This is a genomic window from Citrobacter pasteurii (assembly GCF_019047765.1).
Lineage (GTDB): Bacteria > Pseudomonadota > Gammaproteobacteria > Enterobacterales > Enterobacteriaceae > Citrobacter > Citrobacter pasteurii.
Window position 1 is genome coordinate 4684938 of record NZ_CP077262.1, and the last position, 16682, is coordinate 4701619.

Annotated in this window: 14 protein-coding genes; 1 reads left to right on the plus strand and 13 read right to left on the minus strand. The window is 53.6% G+C overall.

Going from position 1 to position 16682, the window contains the following annotated elements; translation table 11 throughout:
• Positions 1–18: 18 nt before the first annotated feature.
• The 13 genes from rnr to nnr form a co-directional block, all read right to left on the minus strand.
• Positions 19–2481 (minus strand): ribonuclease R, encoded by a 2463-nt coding sequence (gene rnr / locus I6L54_RS22610; RefSeq protein WP_040232960.1) that lies wholly within the window; start codon positions 2479–2481, stop codon positions 19–21.
• Positions 2482–2637: 156 nt separating this feature from the next.
• Complete coding sequence (gene nsrR, locus I6L54_RS22615) at positions 2638–3063, minus strand: nitric oxide-sensing transcriptional repressor NsrR (protein ID WP_005134424.1); 426 nt, start codon at positions 3061–3063, stop codon at positions 2638–2640.
• 216 nt (positions 3064–3279) lie between these two features.
• Positions 3280–4578: an adenylosuccinate synthase gene (purA, locus tag I6L54_RS22620; protein ID WP_005134423.1), complete on the minus strand. Its 1299-nt coding sequence runs from the start codon at positions 4576–4578 to the stop codon at positions 3280–3282.
• Positions 4579–4680: 102 nt separating this feature from the next.
• Positions 4681–4878 (minus strand): DUF2065 domain-containing protein, encoded by a 198-nt coding sequence (locus I6L54_RS22625; protein ID WP_005122170.1) that lies wholly within the window; start codon positions 4876–4878, stop codon positions 4681–4683.
• Positions 4879–4960: 82 nt separating this feature from the next.
• Positions 4961–5965, minus strand: coding sequence for a protease modulator HflC (gene hflC / locus I6L54_RS22630; RefSeq protein WP_005122169.1), 1005 nt, complete (start codon positions 5963–5965; stop codon positions 4961–4963).
• Positions 5966–5967: 2 nt separating this feature from the next.
• Positions 5968–7221 carry an FtsH protease activity modulator HflK gene (gene hflK, locus I6L54_RS22635; RefSeq protein WP_005122168.1) on the minus strand — a complete coding sequence of 418 codons (1254 nt, stop codon included), beginning with the start codon at positions 7219–7221 and terminating at the stop codon, positions 5968–5970.
• Between the two features lie 189 nt (positions 7222–7410).
• On the minus strand, positions 7411–8691 hold the full coding sequence (gene hflX, locus I6L54_RS22640) for a ribosome rescue GTPase HflX (protein ID WP_003830495.1): 1281 nt from the start codon (positions 8689–8691) through the stop codon (positions 7411–7413).
• 74 nt (positions 8692–8765) lie between these two features.
• Entirely contained in the window at positions 8766–9074 is a 309-nt protein-coding gene (gene hfq, locus I6L54_RS22645) for an RNA chaperone Hfq (protein WP_003025584.1), read from the minus strand.
• 210 nt (positions 9075–9284) lie between these two features.
• A complete protein-coding gene (gene miaA, locus I6L54_RS22650) occupies positions 9285–10235 on the minus strand; it encodes a tRNA (adenosine(37)-N6)-dimethylallyltransferase MiaA (RefSeq protein ID WP_005122167.1) in 951 nt (316 codons plus the stop codon).
• On the minus strand, positions 10228–12090 hold the full coding sequence (gene mutL, locus I6L54_RS22655; RefSeq protein WP_040232957.1) for a DNA mismatch repair endonuclease MutL: 1863 nt from the start codon (positions 12088–12090) through the stop codon (positions 10228–10230). Before mutL ends, miaA begins: the two co-directional genes overlap by 8 nt.
• Positions 12091–12099: 9 nt before the next feature.
• Entirely contained in the window at positions 12100–13431 is a 1332-nt protein-coding gene (amiB, locus tag I6L54_RS22660; protein ID WP_005122164.1) for an N-acetylmuramoyl-L-alanine amidase AmiB, read from the minus strand.
• Positions 13432–13447: 16 nt separating this feature from the next.
• A complete protein-coding gene (tsaE, locus tag I6L54_RS22665) occupies positions 13448–13909 on the minus strand; it encodes a tRNA (adenosine(37)-N6)-threonylcarbamoyltransferase complex ATPase subunit type 1 TsaE (RefSeq protein WP_003025570.1) in 462 nt (153 codons plus the stop codon).
• Positions 13881–15428, minus strand: coding sequence for a bifunctional ADP-dependent NAD(P)H-hydrate dehydratase/NAD(P)H-hydrate epimerase (gene nnr, locus I6L54_RS22670; protein WP_040232955.1), 1548 nt, complete (start codon positions 15426–15428; stop codon positions 13881–13883). The genes tsaE and nnr overlap by 29 nt, the downstream gene beginning before the upstream one ends.
• Between nnr and queG the strand changes: the two genes are divergently transcribed.
• Positions 15427–16566, plus strand: a complete 1140-nt coding sequence (gene queG / locus I6L54_RS22675; RefSeq protein WP_040232954.1) for a tRNA epoxyqueuosine(34) reductase QueG — start codon at positions 15427–15429, stop codon at positions 16564–16566. The two genes, nnr and queG, sit on opposite strands and share 2 nt — an antisense overlap.
• Positions 16567–16682 lie beyond the last annotated feature (116 nt).

Sequence of the window (16682 nt, forward strand, 5' to 3'; positions counted from 1 at the left end):
CGGCTTACGGTTTATGGCTTATTCCGTGACTTTCTTTTTCGCCGCGCGTTTAGCTTTGGTGGCGGCAGCGATTTTAAGCGTTTTTGCCGATGGCTTTTTCGCTTTTTTATCGCCTTTCTTCTCAGCCGCTTTCTTATCTGTCTGAGGTTTGGCTCTGCCTTTCTTCTCGCCGCGGAAAGCGCTGTCCGGCTCGAAATTCACCTTTTTGCCCATCTGACGGCGTTTACCGGTGTTTTTACCCGCATCGCCCTTTTTCGCTTTTTCGCGCGCGGTTTTACCTTCATTGCGCGGCGCACGTTCGCTGGAAATCAGACTAAAGTCGATTTTGCGCTCGTCCATATTGACCGCTTCCACGCGAACTTCCACCCGATCGCCCAGGCGATACATTTGACCGCTGGATTCACCCGTCAGGCGCTGACCTACCTGGTCAAAACGATAGTAGTCGTTATCCAGCGAGGAGACATGCACCAGACCGTCGATAAACAGCTCATCAAGACGAACAAAGAAGCCAAAACCCGTCACGCTGGCAATCACGCCCTTAAAGACATTACCGACCTGATCCAGCATAAAGTCACACTTCAGCCAGTCAGAAACATCCCGCGTGGCTTCGTCAGCACGGCGCTCGGCCATTGAACAATGTTGACCCAGTTGCAGCATTTCTTCCATCGAATAATGGTAGCCACCCGTTTCCGTGGTGTTACCTTTATGACCCTGCTCCTGCGCCAGCAGATATTTGATTGCACGGTGCAACGAGAGGTCCGGGTAACGACGGATCGGCGAGGTAAAGTGCGCATAAGATTGCAGCGCCAGACCAAAGTGCCCACGGTTTTCCGGATCGTAAATCGCCTGCTTCATCGAACGCAGCAGCATGGTTTGCAGCATTTCTGCGTCAGGTCGGTCAGCAATCGACTCCAGCAGTTCCGCGTAATCACGTGGCTCCGGTTTGTTGCCACCCGGCAGCTCCAGCCCCAGCTCAGCCAGTACCGAGCGGAAAGAGTTAATCGCTTCGGTCGTTGGCTTATCGTGAATACGGAACAGCGCAGGTTCCTTGGCTTTCTCAACGAATCGCGCCGCTGAGATGTTCGCCATGATCATGCATTCTTCAATCAGTTTGTGCGCGTCGTTACGCTGCGTCTGCTCAATACGCTCAATACGACGTTCAGCATTGAAGATAAACTTCGCCTCTTCACTTTCAAACGAGATACCGCCACGCTCTTCACGCGCTTTATCCAGCACTTTGTAGAGGTTATGCAGCTCTTCAATATGTTTCACCAACGGCGCGTACTGCTCACGCAGTTCCTGGTCGCCCTGCAGCATGTGCCAGACCTTGGTGTAAGTCAGACGAGCATGGGAACTCATGACCGCTTCGTAGAATTTAAAGCCGGTTAAACGGCCTTTCGACGAAATGGTCATTTCGCAGACCATACACAACCTGTCCACCTGCGGGTTGAGCGAACACAATCCGTTAGACAGCACTTCCGGCAGCATCGGAACAACCTGCGACGGGAAGTAGACGGATGTGCCACGGCTGCGGGCTTCCTGGTCCAGCGGGGTCGGTGGGCGAACGTAATAGCTTACGTCAGCAATCGCCACCCATAAACGCCAGCCGCCGCCACGTTTCTTCTCGCAATAGACGGCATCATCGAAATCACGCGCATCTTCACCATCGATAGTAACCAGCGGCAAATCGCGCAAATCAACACGCCCGACTTTCGCTTCTTCCGGTACTTCTTCTTTCAGGCCGGCGACCTGTTTCTCTACTGCCTGCGGCCAGATATAGGGAATTTCATGAGTACGCAGAGCCATATCAACGGCCATGCTGGTACCCATATTATCGCCCAACACTTCAACAATTTTACCCACAGCTTTGGTACGGCGGGTCGGGCGCTGGGTCAGTTCAACCACCACCACAAAGCCCATACGAGCCCCCATCACCTCTTCCGGCGGGATCAGGATATCGAAGCTCAGACGGCTATCGTCAGGGACAACAAACCCAACGCCAGCGTCGGTGAAGTAGCGACCGACAATCTGGCTGGTTTTTGGCACCAGTACGCGCACAATACGCGCCTCGCGACGACCTTTACGGTCCGCGCCCAGCGGTTGTGCCAGCACCTGATCGCCATGAATGCAGGTTTTCATTTGCTCGCTGGACAGATACAGGTCATCTTTGCGACCTTCAACGCGCAGAAAGCCGTAGCCATCACGGTGGCCAATAACGGTACCTTTCAGCAGGTCAAGACGTTCCGGCAGCGCATAGCACTGACGGCGGGTGAAGACCAGTTGTCCGTCACGCTCCATGGCGCGCAGGCGGCGACGCAGCGCTTCTTGCTGCTCTTCACCTTCAATGTTGAGTTCAGCGGCCAGCTCATCGCGGTTGGCCGGTTTTTCACGTTTAGTTAAATGTTCGAGGATAAATTCCCGGCTCGGGATAGGATTCGCGTATTTTTCTGCTTCGCGTTCCTGGAAAGGATCTTGTGACATCGAGGTTCCTCCATTGTCAGCTCTGATGGAATTCCTTCGTCTTTCACGACGCCTTTTTGTTGGCTGCCTTTGCTCCCCTTAGTCACTTACTTTTGTAAGCTCCTGAGGAGTCGCTCAGTTGCCGCCGCGATGCGACGCGAATTACTTTGGACTTCATTACTCCACCAGCAATAATTTATAAAGCGGTTGATTTTCTTCAACCAAATCAGCAAGTGTGTAGTTGTCCAGTTCCGTGAGAAAACTTTGCACTGCTTTAGAAAGCGCCTGTTTGAGTCGACAGGCTGGGGTAATGTGGCAAAACTCGCTGCTACAATTGACCAACGATAGAGGTTCCAGCTCGCGAACCACATCACCAATACCAATAGCCTTAGCCGGTTTGCCCAGGCGGATACCGCCATTTTTTCCACGAATAGCAGTAACAAAGCCCGCCCGGCTAAGTTGATTGATTATTTTGACCATATGATTACGGGACACGCCGTAGACTTCTGTCACCTCAGAAATACTGGTCATACGTCCTTCGGGAAGTGACGCCATGTAGATTAGCGCACGTAATCCGTAATCGGTGAAACTTGTTAACTGCACATCAACCTCAGGAAAAGGGATAAAACGGATAAACCTGGTGGTATTAATTATATTGATGATAAACCAGCCACCAGCCAGGTCGCTAATTTATTTCAATTCAGGAAGGAAAAAAGCGAGGAACTTATGTGATTTTAAGCCGGATTCTGCTGCAAAGCGCTCCATCCGGCCTAAGATAGTGCAAGCGCAGCGCCATTCGACGCCACGCTATAACCAGAATTATGCGTCGAACGGGTCGCGCAGGATCATGGTTTCAGTACGGTCTGGACCAGTTGAGATAATATCAATTGGCACACCGGTCAGTTCTTCAATACGCTTGATGTAGTTCAGTGCTGCCTGCGGCAGACCGCTACGTTCCTTCACGCCGAAGGTGGATTCAGACCAGCCCGGCATGGTTTCGTAAATCGGCTCAATACCTTTCCAGTCGTCTGCTGCCAGCGGAGTCGTCGTGACTTCACGGCCATCCGGCATACGGTAAGCAACACAGATTTTAACCTCTTTCAAACCGTCCAGTACGTCCAGTTTGGTCAGGCAGAAGCCAGACAGGGAGTTAATCTGTACTGCGCGACGCACAGCAACGGAATCCAGCCAACCGGTGCGACGACGACGACCGGTGGTCGCGCCATACTCGTTACCTTGTTTGCACAGGAACTCGCCAACGTCATCAAACAGCTCAGTCGGGAACGGACCCGCGCCGACACGGGTGGAGTAAGCTTTGATGATACCCAGAACATAGTCCACATAACGCGGGCCCAGGCCGGAGCCGGTCGCCACGCCACCTGCAGTGGTGTTGGAAGACGTTACGTACGGATAGGTACCGTGGTCGATATCCAGCAGCGTACCCTGCGCACCTTCAAACATGACGAAATCGCCACGCTTACGCGCCTGGTCCAGCAGATCGGAAACATCAACAACCATAGACGTCAGGATGTCGGCAATCGCCATCACGTCATCCAGCACTTTCTGGTAGTCAACTGCTTCAACTTTGTAGAAATTCACCAACTGGAAGTTGTGATATTCCATCACTTCTTTCAGTTTTTCAGCGAAAGTTGCTTTATCAAACAGATCGCCAACGCGCAGACCGCGACGAGCCACTTTATCTTCATAAGCCGGGCCGATACCACGACCGGTGGTACCGATCGCTTTCTCACCGCGCGCTTTCTCACGAGCGTTATCCAACGCCACATGATAATCAAGGATCAGCGGACACGCTTCAGACAGCAGCAGGCGCTCACGAACCGGGATACCACGATCTTCCAGCCCTTTCATCTCTTTCATCAGCGCGGACGGAGACAGCACAACACCGTTACCGATGATGCTGGTTACATTCTCGCGAAGAATACCTGATGGAATAAGATGGAGGACGGTTTTTTCACCGTTGATTACGAGAGTATGGCCTGCGTTGTGACCGCCCTGGTAGCGCACAACATATTTAGCCCGTTCAGTCAGAAGATCGACGATCTTCCCTTTACCTTCGTCACCCCATTGGGTGCCCAGTACGACGACGTTGTTACCCATTTTTCAAAATCACCGTTTGCTTAAAAATGGATTCTACCACCGCTTTTTCAGATATACAGCACTTTTTGCATCCAAAAATCCGCAAATTAGTCTACTTATTGATCAGCCAATCGTTTTCCTCAACATGTAGTAGACGACCACGCCCGCGACCACAAGACCGCCACCAAAACGACGCAAAATATTTTCAGGAAGTTGTGCCATCGCCGAGATCATTTTCTTCCAGGCGCGGGGATACAGCATAGGACCCAAGCCTTCCAGCACCAAAACCAGCGCGAGCGCCAGCAAAATTGTTGAGTTCATCTGCCGTCCTTATCTAAAAAGAAAACCACCGCATCCCTGGGGATGCCGGTGGTTTTGCTGGTCTAAAACCGCTGGAGCTATTTTAGCGTGTTGCGCTATTCGGCGTCTTCATGTAACGGAAGAAATCGCTGTCCGGGCTCATGACCATGACATCCTGGTTTCCTTCGAAGCTCTTCTCGTAAGCGCGCAGGCTACGGATGAAGGCGTAGAAGTCAGGATCCTGACTGAACGCGTCGGCAAACAATTTAGCGGCTTCTGCATCACCTTCGCCGCGCATAATGCGGCCCTGGCGCTCAGATTCTGCCAGCGTTTTGGTGACTTCATAGTCCGCCGTTGCACGCAGTTTTTCCGCTTCTTCCTGACCCTGTGAACGATGGCGACGCGCTACCGCTTCACGCTCAGCGCGCATACGGTTGTAAATAGCTTCGGATACTTCAGCTGGCAGGTTGATTTGCTTGATACGCACATCGACCACTTCGATACCCAGTGCCGCCATACTGTTCGGGTTGATGACCGGGACTTTACCGTTCGTTTCAGCCTGCACACGTTCAGCCGCTTCGGCAATCGCGCTGTCCGCCGCCGGCGTCGCGACTTCATCTTCCGTGCCGGCAGAACCGGAGTTCAGCGCGTCACGAACTTCCAGGGTCAGACGACCGCGGGAATCGGTAACGATGTCTTTCACGTCCAGACGACCAATTTCAGAACGCAGACGGTCAGAGAACTTACGTTTCAGCAGGACTTCTGCCTGAGAAACATCGCCACCGCCCGTTGCCAGGTAGTAGCGGCTAAAGTCACTGATGCGCCACTTGATGTAGGAGTCAACGATCAGGTCTTTCTTCTCTTTGGTAACAAAGCGATCGGCCTGGTTGTCCATGGTCTGAATACGCGCATCCAGCATCTTCACGGATTCAATAAACGGAATCTTGAAGTGCAAGCCTGGTGCAACGACCAGCGGCTTGTTGTCATCGTCACGCAGAACTTTACCAAAGCGCAGAGTAATACCGCGTTCGCCTTCTTTGACCACAAAGACAGACATGAACAGAACTACCAGAACGATGATGATAATCGCAATAACTGACTTACGCATCGTTATTCCCCCTGACGCTGGTAGTCGTTACGCTGCGCATTCGCGCGGCGTTGGTCCATAATATCGCCCTGACTGGTGGACGAGGTGTTGCTTGCTCCAGTGCCGGAAGACGTTGCCGGTGGCAGACGCAGCAGATTTGAACTGCTGTCAGTCTTAGCTGCTGGCGCATTACCGCCTTTCAGCATCTGATCCAACGGCAGAACCATCAGATTACTGCCCTTATCGTTAACCAGGACTTTACGGGTATGGCTCAGCACTTTTTCCATGGTTTCGATATACAGACGCTCGCGAGTAATTTGCGGTGCGGCTTTATATTCCGGCAGAATTTTTGCGAAACGAGCCACTTCACCCTGAGCTTCCAGGATGGTCTGGGTCTTATACGCACGCGCTTCTTCCAGAATACGCTGCGCCTGACCGTTTGCACGTGGCTGCACTTCGTTGGTGTACGCTTCTGCTTCACGGATGTACTGCTGCTCGTTTTCACGGGCTGCAATGGCATCGTCAAACGCGGCTTTTACTTCTTCCGGCGGACGTGCGGCCTGGAAGTTGACGTCCAGCAGGGTGATACCCATGTTGTACGGACGAATGGTTTCTTCCAGTTCACGCTGGGTATCGCTACGAATAACGGTACGCCCTTCGGTCAGGATACGGTCCATAGTGTATTTACCGATAACCCCACGCAGGGCGCTGTCGGTTGCCTGACGCAGACTGTCATCCGCGCTGGTTACGCTAAACAGGTAACGCTGCGGATCGGTCACGCGGTACTGCACGTTCATTTCAACGCGCACGACGTTTTCATCTGATGTCAACATCACGCCGGATGCGGCAAGTTCACGCACGGCTTCAACGTTGACCGGAGTCACCTCGTCGATAAAGGTCGGTTTCCAGTTCAGACCCGGCTCAACCAGATGGCTGAATTTACCGAAGCGTGTCACCACGCCACGTTCCGCTTCTTTAATGGTGTAGAAACCGCTGGCCGCCCAGATAATGACGATAGCTGCCGCTGCGATAGTAAAGACTCGGCCGCCCAGTTGCGGACGCGGGCCTTGCGATGAACTACCGCCGCCAGAACCCGTGCCTTTACCGCCACCCAGACCACCGAGCTTTTTACTCAGTTTGCGGAAGATATCATCCAGATCGGGAGGTCCCTGTTCGCGACCACCTTTGTTTCCATTTCCCTCAGGGTTGCCGCCAGGTTTGCTGCTTCCCCAGGGGTCGCGGTCTTGTCCGTTATTACCGGGCTGATTCCACGCCATTTTTGTGCTCCATATTTGTTATGCGATGCTATACCTGCGTTTTTTGCGCTGCAGATGCGTTGGCTACGTCTTTCAACCCCAGTCACATAGTTGACTATGCGCCTGGAGATTCCAGGACTTGCCGCCTTTCTGCCGCATAAAATCCACGAGGAATAGAGGCGAAAAAATCTTCAGGCCATATCCGTCAGGTCAGACAACATAGTCTTCCAGTGCCGGTTCTTGTTTACAGAGGCGACGCCAGTCTACGATCGGCATACGTACTTGCAGACCTACGCTACCGTCTTCCTCCATCCACTCTTTCTCTATTGCCTGAAGTTGGTAAAACCGGCTTCTCAGTCGCCCTTCCTGCGGCGGCAAACGCAACGTATGTTGCGCCACCTCACCGGAAAGTCGCTCAGTCAAAGCCTGAAAAAGCTGTGGTATACCTATTCCCGTTTGCGCTGAAACCCAAACGCGAATCGGTTTATTCTCTTCATCTCTGTCGATACGCGGCTCAAAATCATCCAGCATATCGATCTTATTCATCACCAGCAGAGTCGGGATCTCATGCGCATCGATCTCTTCGAGTACCGTGTCGACGGCCTCAATGTTTTCCTGCACACGAAAATCTGCCGCATCAATAACGTGCAACAGCAAGGTCGCCTGACGAGTCTCCTGCAAAGTGGCCTTAAACGCCGCCACCAGGTCGTGCGGCAAATGACGGATAAACCCTACGGTATCCGCCAGCACGGTTTCACCGACATCCGCAACGTCTATTCGACGAAGCGTCGGATCCAGGGTCGCGAACAGTTGATCCGCTGCGTAGACCTGGGCTTCGGTTATCTGGTTGAACAGGGTGGATTTTCCGGCGTTGGTATACCCCACCAGTGATACGGTTGGGACATCCGCTTTCTTGCGCGACTGCCGCCCCTGCTCACGTTGCTTTTCAACTTTTTCCAGGCGCGACTGTATTTGCAAAATGCGATTACGCAGCAAACGACGGTCGGTTTCGAGCTGGGTTTCACCCGGACCACGCAAACCAATCCCGCCTTTTTGCCTTTCAAGGTGAGTCCAGCCACGGACCAGGCGTGTAGCCATATGGCGCAACTGCGCCAGCTCAACCTGCAACTTACCCTCATGGGTGCGCGCACGCTGGGCGAAAATATCTAAAATAAGACCAGTCCTGTCGATAACAAGACACTGGCACAACTGTTCCAGGTTACGTTCCTGGGCGGGGCTTAGAGCATGATCAAAAATCACCACCGCAGCGCCAGTCGCTTTTACGGCTTCGGCAATTTCGATTGCCTTACCTTCACCAACAAAATACTTCGGGTGCGGTGCTTTACGGCTCCCGGTAATCACCTGCATTGCTTCGACACCGGCGGAAGAAACCAGAGATTCAAACTCCTGGAGGTCTTCCATATCTTTGTCTTGCGAAAAATAGATGTGTACCAGTACCGCCTGCTCACCGGCATCATAACGGTCAAACAAGCGTCAACCCCTTAATATGTATCAACGGGGAACGCAGGATCGCTGGCTCCCCGTGTGTAAAACAGCTGACAACCTTATTCGGTTTCTTCGCTGTCCTGTTGCGCAGATGAACCTTGCGCGTTGCTACCGTGATGGTAGTTGCTGCCAGTGCCGCCGGTGGCATTGTTACTGTGATGAGAAACCGGGCGAGACGGGACAACCGTAGAAATCGCGTGCTTATAAACCATCTGGCTGACCGTGTTTTTCAACAGGATCACGAACTGATCAAAAGACTCGATTTGACCTTGCAGCTTAATACCATTCACCAAATAAATAGAAACTGGAACACGTTCCCGACGCAGTGCGTTCAGGAACGGATCTTGTAAAGATTGCCCCTTAGCCATTCTCTCTTTTCCTTATATGCTTATTTGTACTTAATACGCTTCATCCTTCAGGTTGCCTCTACGTTAGCGACGTTCGTTCCCCCCTGTCACTTACTTGAGTAAGCTCCTGGGGATTCACTCTCTTGCTGCCTTGATGCAACTTGAATGACTTTGCGTATTGAACCTTATGGTTCTGAAAAATTGCGCACGATACGTTTCAATTGTACACATTCAGTTCGCGATAGCACCAACAACCTGTAATACTTCGTTTCGCGCCTGGTCAGGCTTTTCACTGTCAAGCCAGTGCACCCCTTCCCAACCACGCAACCAGGTTATCTGCCGCTTCGCTAACTGCCTCGTGGCGCAAACACCTCTATAAACCATTTCATCGTGTGAAATTTCGCCTTCAATGTATGACCACATCTGGCGATACCCGACACAACGAATGGAAGGCAAATCCGTATGCAAATCTCCTCGGGCAAAAAGCGCCCGGACTTCTGCTTCAAAACCTGAAGCTAACATCTGATGAAAACGCTGCTCAATTCGCTGATGGAGCAATTCACGGTTCGCCGGAGCGATCGCAAACTGGTGCACCTGATACGGCAAAGCATCTCCTGACGTTTGCGTCAGCTCCGTTAAAGTTTTACCCGAAATGAAAAAAACTTCCAGTGCCCGGGAAAGTCTTTGCGGATCATTTGGATGAATCCGCGCTGCAGCTACCGGGTCAATCTCCTGAAGCTGTCGGTGTAACGCGTCCCATCCAAGCTCTGCCGCCTGCTGCTCGATTCTGGCCCTGACCTCCGGATCTGCCGACGGTAACGGTGACAACCCTTCAAGCAACGCTTTGAAATATAACATCGTGCCACCCACTAACAGCGGGATACGCCCCGCTGCGGTGATATCGGCCATCTCGGCTAGCGCATCGCGACGAAAATCCGCAGCAGAATACACTTGCGCCGGATCACGAATATCCAGCAATCGGTGTGGTGCGGCCTTCAATTCATCAGCATCAGGCTTCGCGGTGCCGATATCCATCCCCTTGTAAATAAGGGCGGAATCAACGCTTATCAACTCTACGGGCAAAACTTTACGCAATTCAATTGCTAATGCCGTTTTACCGGAGGCCGTCGGCCCCATCAAAAAAATTGCCTTTGGCAGGCTCGCCTTACAGGTATCACTCATGTTTCAGGGCGTTCATTACCGAATGTAAATCAACAGGTTGTAACAGACCACCCGGCGGCGCCTTCACGAGTTGTGGGCAGAGCCGCTCAACATCCGCCAACAGCGTAATCGCCTGGGCCATGCTCCACTGCGGATGCTCGCTCATCAGGTTACGAGCAATCCACTGCGCAATGTTGCCCGCTTCGAATACGGTTTGCTGCGCCAGGTAGCCTATCAGTTCAGGAATCAAGATTTGTAAATTTTGTTGGCGTAAGGGTAAAGGCACCGCCCGGATGGTCACATGCTGCGCATCCAGTTGAAATTCAATGCCCAGCTCAGCCAGTTGGCTCTGTCCTTTTTGCAGCGCCGCTTTTTCATCGGCGTTGACTTTTAAACGTAACGGGATCAGCAATGGCTGAGCGCAAACAGGGGTCTGCCCGGGCGTAAGCTGCGCCTGCCGCAACCACCGTTCCGCCACTGGTAATGCCAGCAACCGAATCTGGCCCTCGCTTTCCAGTAATGCACAGTCGGTCCCTACGATAGTCAGCACCCTTCCAAACCCCTGACTGTTGCCGGTAAGAGGTGCTGTCGGTGTTTCAGCGACCGGCGGTTTGTGCATCGGAGCCGGTGTCTGCAGCAGGCGCTGATAAATTTCGCCCTGCTGCTTTTGATATCCAGGCTGGGCATGCGGCCAACTGACGCTTGCCTGCCCCTGGCGACCACTTCCGCTGCCGGAAGAGGCAGAATAACGGGGAGTAGCAGGTTCACGCGCTGGCGCAGGTTCGGCAAAATGGTTACGCCCTGCCGCTACGCGATTTTCCGGGATATGTCTTGGGGCGAGCTCTTCGTCATCAACCAACGGCAGCGAGGTTTCCAACTGCTGTTGTAGGACGCTTAACACGCCCTGATAAATAAAATCATGCACCAGACGAGACTGGTGAAAACGTACCTCATGTTTGGCTGGATGCACGTTTACATCCACCTGATGCGGGTCGATTTCCAGATACAGTACAAAAGCGGGTTGCTGATCGGCGCCCAGTTTATCTTCACAGGCCTGACGAATAGCATGGTTGATCAACCGATCGCGCATCATCCGGCCATTCACATAGCAGTACTGGATTTCCGCCAGCGCTGCCGTTGTGTGGTTCGGATCGGCCACCCAGCCGCGCAGCGTTAAATCGCCATGCTGCCATTCAATCGCCAGCGCATGTTCCAGAAACGGCGTGCCGCATATCGCGCCCAGTCGGCGCTCTTTTTGTCCATCCGCCGCTACGGCACGATACTGGCGCACCATTTTGCCGTTGTGTGACAAATTAATCGTCACATCAAAACGTGCCAGCGCAATGCGGCGAATAACCTCATCAATATGAGTAAATTCGGTTTTTTCGGTGCGCATAAACTTGCGCCGCGCCGGGGTGTTGTAGAACAGATCTAACACCTCCAGCGTGGTTCCCACCGGATGTGCGGCAGGTTTAACCGTCACATCCATGTCGCGCCCTTCTGCATAGGCTTGCCAGGCCTCAGCCTGTTCTTGTGTACGCGACGTCAGGGTTAAACGAGAAACGGAGCTAATGCTGGCCAGCGCTTCGCCGCGAAATCCGAGGCTCACGATGGCCTCGAGATCGTCAAGCGAGGCAATTTTACTGGTGGCATGGCGGGCCAGCGCTAACGCCAGCTCGTCTTTTTTAATCCCGCAGCCGTTGTCACGAATACGGATAAGCTTTGCGCCGCCGCGCTCGATATCAATATCAATGCGCGTCGCACCGGCATCAATGCTGTTTTCCACCAGCTCTTTCACCACTGACGCAGGCCGTTCTACCACCTCGCCTGCGGCAATCTGGTTCGCCAGCTGTGGCGGTAGAACCTGAATCGGCATGGCTAATCCTTAATTTGTTAACGTGTTACCAGGCGATACCGCACTGGCGGTTTGCGCCGGTGCGCCCTGCGGCCCGGTTTGCATTGGGTGCGCCTGGAAATAGTTACGCAATCCTTTGTAAATCGCCTCGGCCAGTTGCTGCTGATAATCATCACTCGCCAACAGACGCTCTTCGCTGTTGTTGCTGATAAAACCGGTTTCGACCAGCACTGACGGGATATCCGGCGAGCGTAATACGCCCAGACTGGCGTGTTCCGGGCGGCGTTTATGCATCGAGCCAATACGTTCTAACTGGCCGATCATGCTGGTCGCCACATCATACCCGACACGTTGCGAATGGCCGAACTGCAGATCCAGCACGGCCTGGCTGAGATAAGGATCGGACTGGCTGTTTGCCAGCACATCGCCTGCGCCGCCCAACAGCTCTGATTGCTTCTCGTGCTGTTCCAGCCAGCCGGCCATCTCACTGTTCGCCCGACGGTTGGACAGTACCCAGACGGAAGCGCCGGTGGCATCCCGGTTTGGCGCGGCATCCGCATGGATAGAGACCAGGAAATTGGCGTTTTGTTTACGCGCGACGTCTGAACGCCCCATCACCGAGATAAAGTAATCGCCATCACGGGTGAGTACGCCTTTAAACATCGGGTCATCATTGAGCAAACTGCGCAGTTTGCGCGCCACGGCAATCGTGACGTTTTTCTCACGCGTGCCGCCAGGGCCAATCGCCCCCGGATCCTGCCCGCCGTGTCCTGCATCAATGGCAATAACCACTTTTTCACCGCTGCCGGAGCTGGCGCGCGCCGCAGGTCGTGTGGAGGTATTACTGTTGGTAACGATCGTAGTGCGATCGTTCTCTGCTTTAAACGGGTTACGCGCAGGCACGGCAGGACGCGGGGCGACAACCGGCGTTTCAACACGCTTAGCAACCACTGGAGGTGGAGGCGGCGGCGGTGGCGCATCCGCTTTGATGGTAAACACAACGGTATAATTACCGCCGTTCTGGCGTTTAACGGCTTCGGCCTTGCCGTTCTCGGTTAAATCCACCACCAGGCGCAGAGACTGCGCATCTTTTGGCGTGCCGGAGCGGATAGATTTCACCAGATTATTGCCGCTAAACAGCAGCGGTAATCCCTGAATCACTCCGGTTTGTTTAATATCCAGCGCGACGGTGCGTTTCCCGTCCTGGGTCACGGCGTATTCAGGATCGCCAATAAAGCTCAGCGTGATCCGCGCCTGTTGATCGCCATTGGAAACCTGAAGATCGGAGAGGCTGGCGGCTCCTGCCTGCGCGCACAGCAGGACCAGGGTTGCCATCAGCCAGTTTCTGATGCGATAAATCATCCCGCCACCCTTAAGGTTATTCGGCTAAACGCGCCAGCAATAATTCACCCGATGAGGAGACTGCGCTTACGCGCGCCTCCCGACCTTGCGCCTGATATTCAATGTGTATTTCGACGTCCGGGTCTGGCAGTACACCTTTACCTTGTTGCGGCCACTCCACCAGGCAGATGGCATCATTGGCAAAATAATCGCGGATCCCCATAAATTCCAGCTCCTCCGGGTCCGCAAGTCGGTACAGATCGAAGTGATATACCATCAAATTATCGAGCGAATAAGGTTCAACCAGCGTGTAGGTGGGGCTTTTTACATTACCTTTGTGGCCTAACGCCTGCAGGAATCCCCGGCTGAAAGTGGTTTTACCCGCCCCCAGGTCGCCGTACAAATAAATTACCGTCGCGCCGTCACAGGCTTTAGCTACCCGCAGTCCCAGGTCTAAAGTCGCCTGTTCATCAGGTAGTGGAATTACTCGATTCATCATGATAAACGTCAATCACATCAGGGTTAACAATACGCTGTAGCGTGGTAAAGAGATCTGTCGCCAGCATGCCGCGCGTACCAAAACGCGCCGCCAGCACATCCGCTGCCGCACCATGCGCAACACATCCCGCACAGGCTGCATCATACGGGGTAAGCTTCTGTCCGAGCAATGCGCCAATAATACCGGAAAGCACATCACCCATTCCGCCGCTGGCCATCCCGGCATTGCCGGTATCAATAATACCCATCTCAGTTTGTTCAGCAGCAACAACCGTACCCGCGCCTTTCAGCACTACCACGCCTCCGTACCGTTTTACCAGACGCTGCGCACAAAGTAAGCGATCGTCTTCAATTTCTGCAATGGAACAGCCCAGCAGCCGCGCGGCTTCACCAGGATGCGGCGTGATCACGCGATTGTGACGTTTATCGGGATTGATTGCCAGCAGGTTCAGCGCATCGGCATCCCAGAGCATCGGTTTGCGAAAATTCTCGACCTTTTGCAGTGCTTTTTTGCCCCACTCCTGCTGACCAAGCCCTGGTCCTATCACTACAACATCCGCCCATGCCAGGCTCTCTTCCAGCGTCTTCGGCGTTAGCGTATCGACCATGAGTTCCGGTCGGGCAGTCAAAATGGGGGCGATATTTTCACTGCGCGTCAGTACTTTGACCAACCCAGCCCCCGTACGCAGCGCCGCTTCACCGGCCATACGAATGGCACCCGCCGTGCCGTGGTCACCGCCAATAATCACCAACCGACCATGGGAGCCTTTGTGCGAGGTAGGTCGACGCGGCGTTAGCCAGTGCGCAAGCTGTTGAGCATCAAAACGTTGCAGCGGCGCGTTCTGCCCCGCCAGCCAGTCGTCCAGCCCGAGTGCGTTAACATGCAGACGTCCGGTGACATCGCGAGCTTTACCGGTGAGCAGGCCTGGCTTGAGCGCAATAAAGGTAACGGTGTGCGCAGCGTTGATGACGGCCCCCGGCGTCGCTCCTGTTTGTGCCAGCAAACCAGAAGGAATATCTACGGCGACGATGGGGGCAGGATGGGCATTGGCATGCTCAATCAACGTCTGGAGAGGTTCGCGCGGTGCCTGTTTTAAACCGGTCCCCAATAACGCGTCGATAATGACATCCACACGACCAGGCCAGACGATGTCTGTAGAGTGAATGACGCCCCCCGCATTAAGCCAGGCATCACGCGCCTGCAGTGCGTCCTCGGGCAGCGGTTTATCACTCTCGTGCGCCAGCAACGTAACGTCAAGCCCCTGCGCTTTGGCAAGCCTTGCCACCACGTAACCATCACCGCCGTTGTTGCCATGACCGCATAGCACCAGCCAGTGTTGGGCATTCGGATAGCGTTCGCGGGTGACCTGAAACACCGCCTCTCCCGCCCGTTGCATCAGCTCGTACAACGTCAGCCCTAAACTGTCTGCCGCCTCTTGCTCCATCCGCCTGATGTCATCGGCGTGCCAGATGGAGTGTGGTATACTTGCGAGGTTTTTCTTCATTGTATGGTCCATCATGTCAGAGCCCCTCGATCTCAATCAGTTAGCGCAAAATATTAAGCAGTGGGGGCTGGAGCTTGGCTTTCAGCAGGTCGGTATTGCCGATACTGACCTCAGCGAAGCGGAGCCCAAACTGCAGGCCTGGCTGGATAAACAATACCACGGCGAGATGGACTGGATGGCCCGTCACGGCATGATGCGCGCCCGACCTCACGAATTATTACCCGGTACGCTACGCGTCATCAGCGTACGTATGAACTATCTTCCTGCTAATGCAGCCTTTGCCAGTACGTTGAAAAACCCCTCACTCGGTTACGTCAGCCGTTACGCGCTTGGGCGCGACTACCATAAGCTGCTGCGTAACCGCTTAAAAAAGCTGGGAGAGAGGATTCAACAGCACTGCGTTTCGCTGAATTTTAGACCTTTTGTCGATTCCGCGCCCATTCTTGAGCGTCCTTTGGCGGAAAAAGCCGGGCTTGGCTGGACAGGTAAGCACTCACTTATCCTCAATCGCGAAGCGGGATCATTTTTCTTCCTCGGGGAATTACTGATCGACTTGCCCCTGCCGGTCGATAAGCCAGTCGAAGAAGGCTGCGGGAAGTGTGTTGCCTGTATGACCATCTGCCCCACCGGAGCCATCGTGGAACCCTACACGGTAGATGCACGCCGCTGTATTTCGTATCTCACTATCGAACTGGAAGGCGCGCTCCCAGAAGAATTTCGTCCTCTGCTGGGGAATCGAATTTACGGCTGCGATGATTGTCAGCTCATTTGTCCGTGGAACCGCTATTCGCAGTTGACGACAGAGGATGACTTCTCCCCCCGTAAGCAGCTTCATGCTCCAGAGTTAATAGCACTGTTTAGCTGGAGCGAGGCGTGGTTTTTAAAAGTCACGGAAGGTTCTGCCATTCGCCGTATTGGCCACCTGCGCTGGCTGCGAAATATCGCCGTTGCGTTGGGTAATGCCCCATGGGATGAAGCGGTTATTCACGCGCTGGAAAGTCGCAGAGGTGAGCACCCACTTCTCGACGAACACATAGACTGGGCGGTTGCTCAGCAAATTGAGAAGCGAAATGCCTGCGTAGTTGAGGTGCAGTTACCGAAGAAACAACGTTTGGTCAGGGTCATTGAAAAGGGGCTGCCGCGCGACGCGTAAGTCATCCACAGCTTGTGTATAAAAATAAAAACACATTGATATTCAAGAGGGAAAAGATCGTCAAGTGATCGCATTAACAATTTGAAATGATAATTAATTCAATAATTTCAAATAGT

Bases quoted from the DNA above. Each gene is read 5' to 3' on its own strand.
- rnr (WP_040232960.1), bottom strand. From the start codon at position 2,481: ATGTCACAAGATCCTTTCCAGGAACGCGAAGCAGAAAAATACGCGAAT.
- purA (WP_005134423.1), bottom strand. From the start codon at position 4,578: ATGGGTAACAACGTCGTCGTACTGGGCACCCAATGGGGTGACGAAGGT.
- I6L54_RS22625 (WP_005122170.1), bottom strand. From the start codon at position 4,878: ATGAACTCAACAATTTTGCTGGCGCTCGCGCTGGTTTTGGTGCTGGAA.
- hflC (WP_005122169.1), bottom strand. From the start codon at position 5,965: ATGCGTAAGTCAGTTATTGCGATTATCATCATCGTTCTGGTAGTTCTG.
- hflK (WP_005122168.1), bottom strand. From the start codon at position 7,221: ATGGCGTGGAATCAGCCCGGTAATAACGGACAAGACCGCGACCCCTGG.
- hfq (WP_003025584.1), bottom strand. From the start codon at position 9,074: ATGGCTAAGGGGCAATCTTTACAAGATCCGTTCCTGAACGCACTGCGT.
- miaA (WP_005122167.1), bottom strand. From the start codon at position 10,235: ATGAGTGATACCTGTAAGGCGAGCCTGCCAAAGGCAATTTTTTTGATG.
- mutL (WP_040232957.1), bottom strand. From the start codon at position 12,090: ATGCCGATTCAGGTTCTACCGCCACAGCTGGCGAACCAGATTGCCGCA.
- amiB (WP_005122164.1), bottom strand. From the start codon at position 13,431: ATGATTTATCGCATCAGAAACTGGCTGATGGCAACCCTGGTCCTGCTG.
- tsaE (WP_003025570.1), bottom strand. From the start codon at position 13,909: ATGATGAATCGAGTAATTCCACTACCTGATGAACAGGCGACTTTAGAC.
- queG (WP_040232954.1), top strand. From the start codon at position 15,427: ATGTCAGAGCCCCTCGATCTCAATCAGTTAGCGCAAAATATTAAGCAG.
- nnr (WP_040232955.1), bottom strand. From the start codon at position 15,428: ATGATGGACCATACAATGAAGAAAAACCTCGCAAGTATACCACACTCC.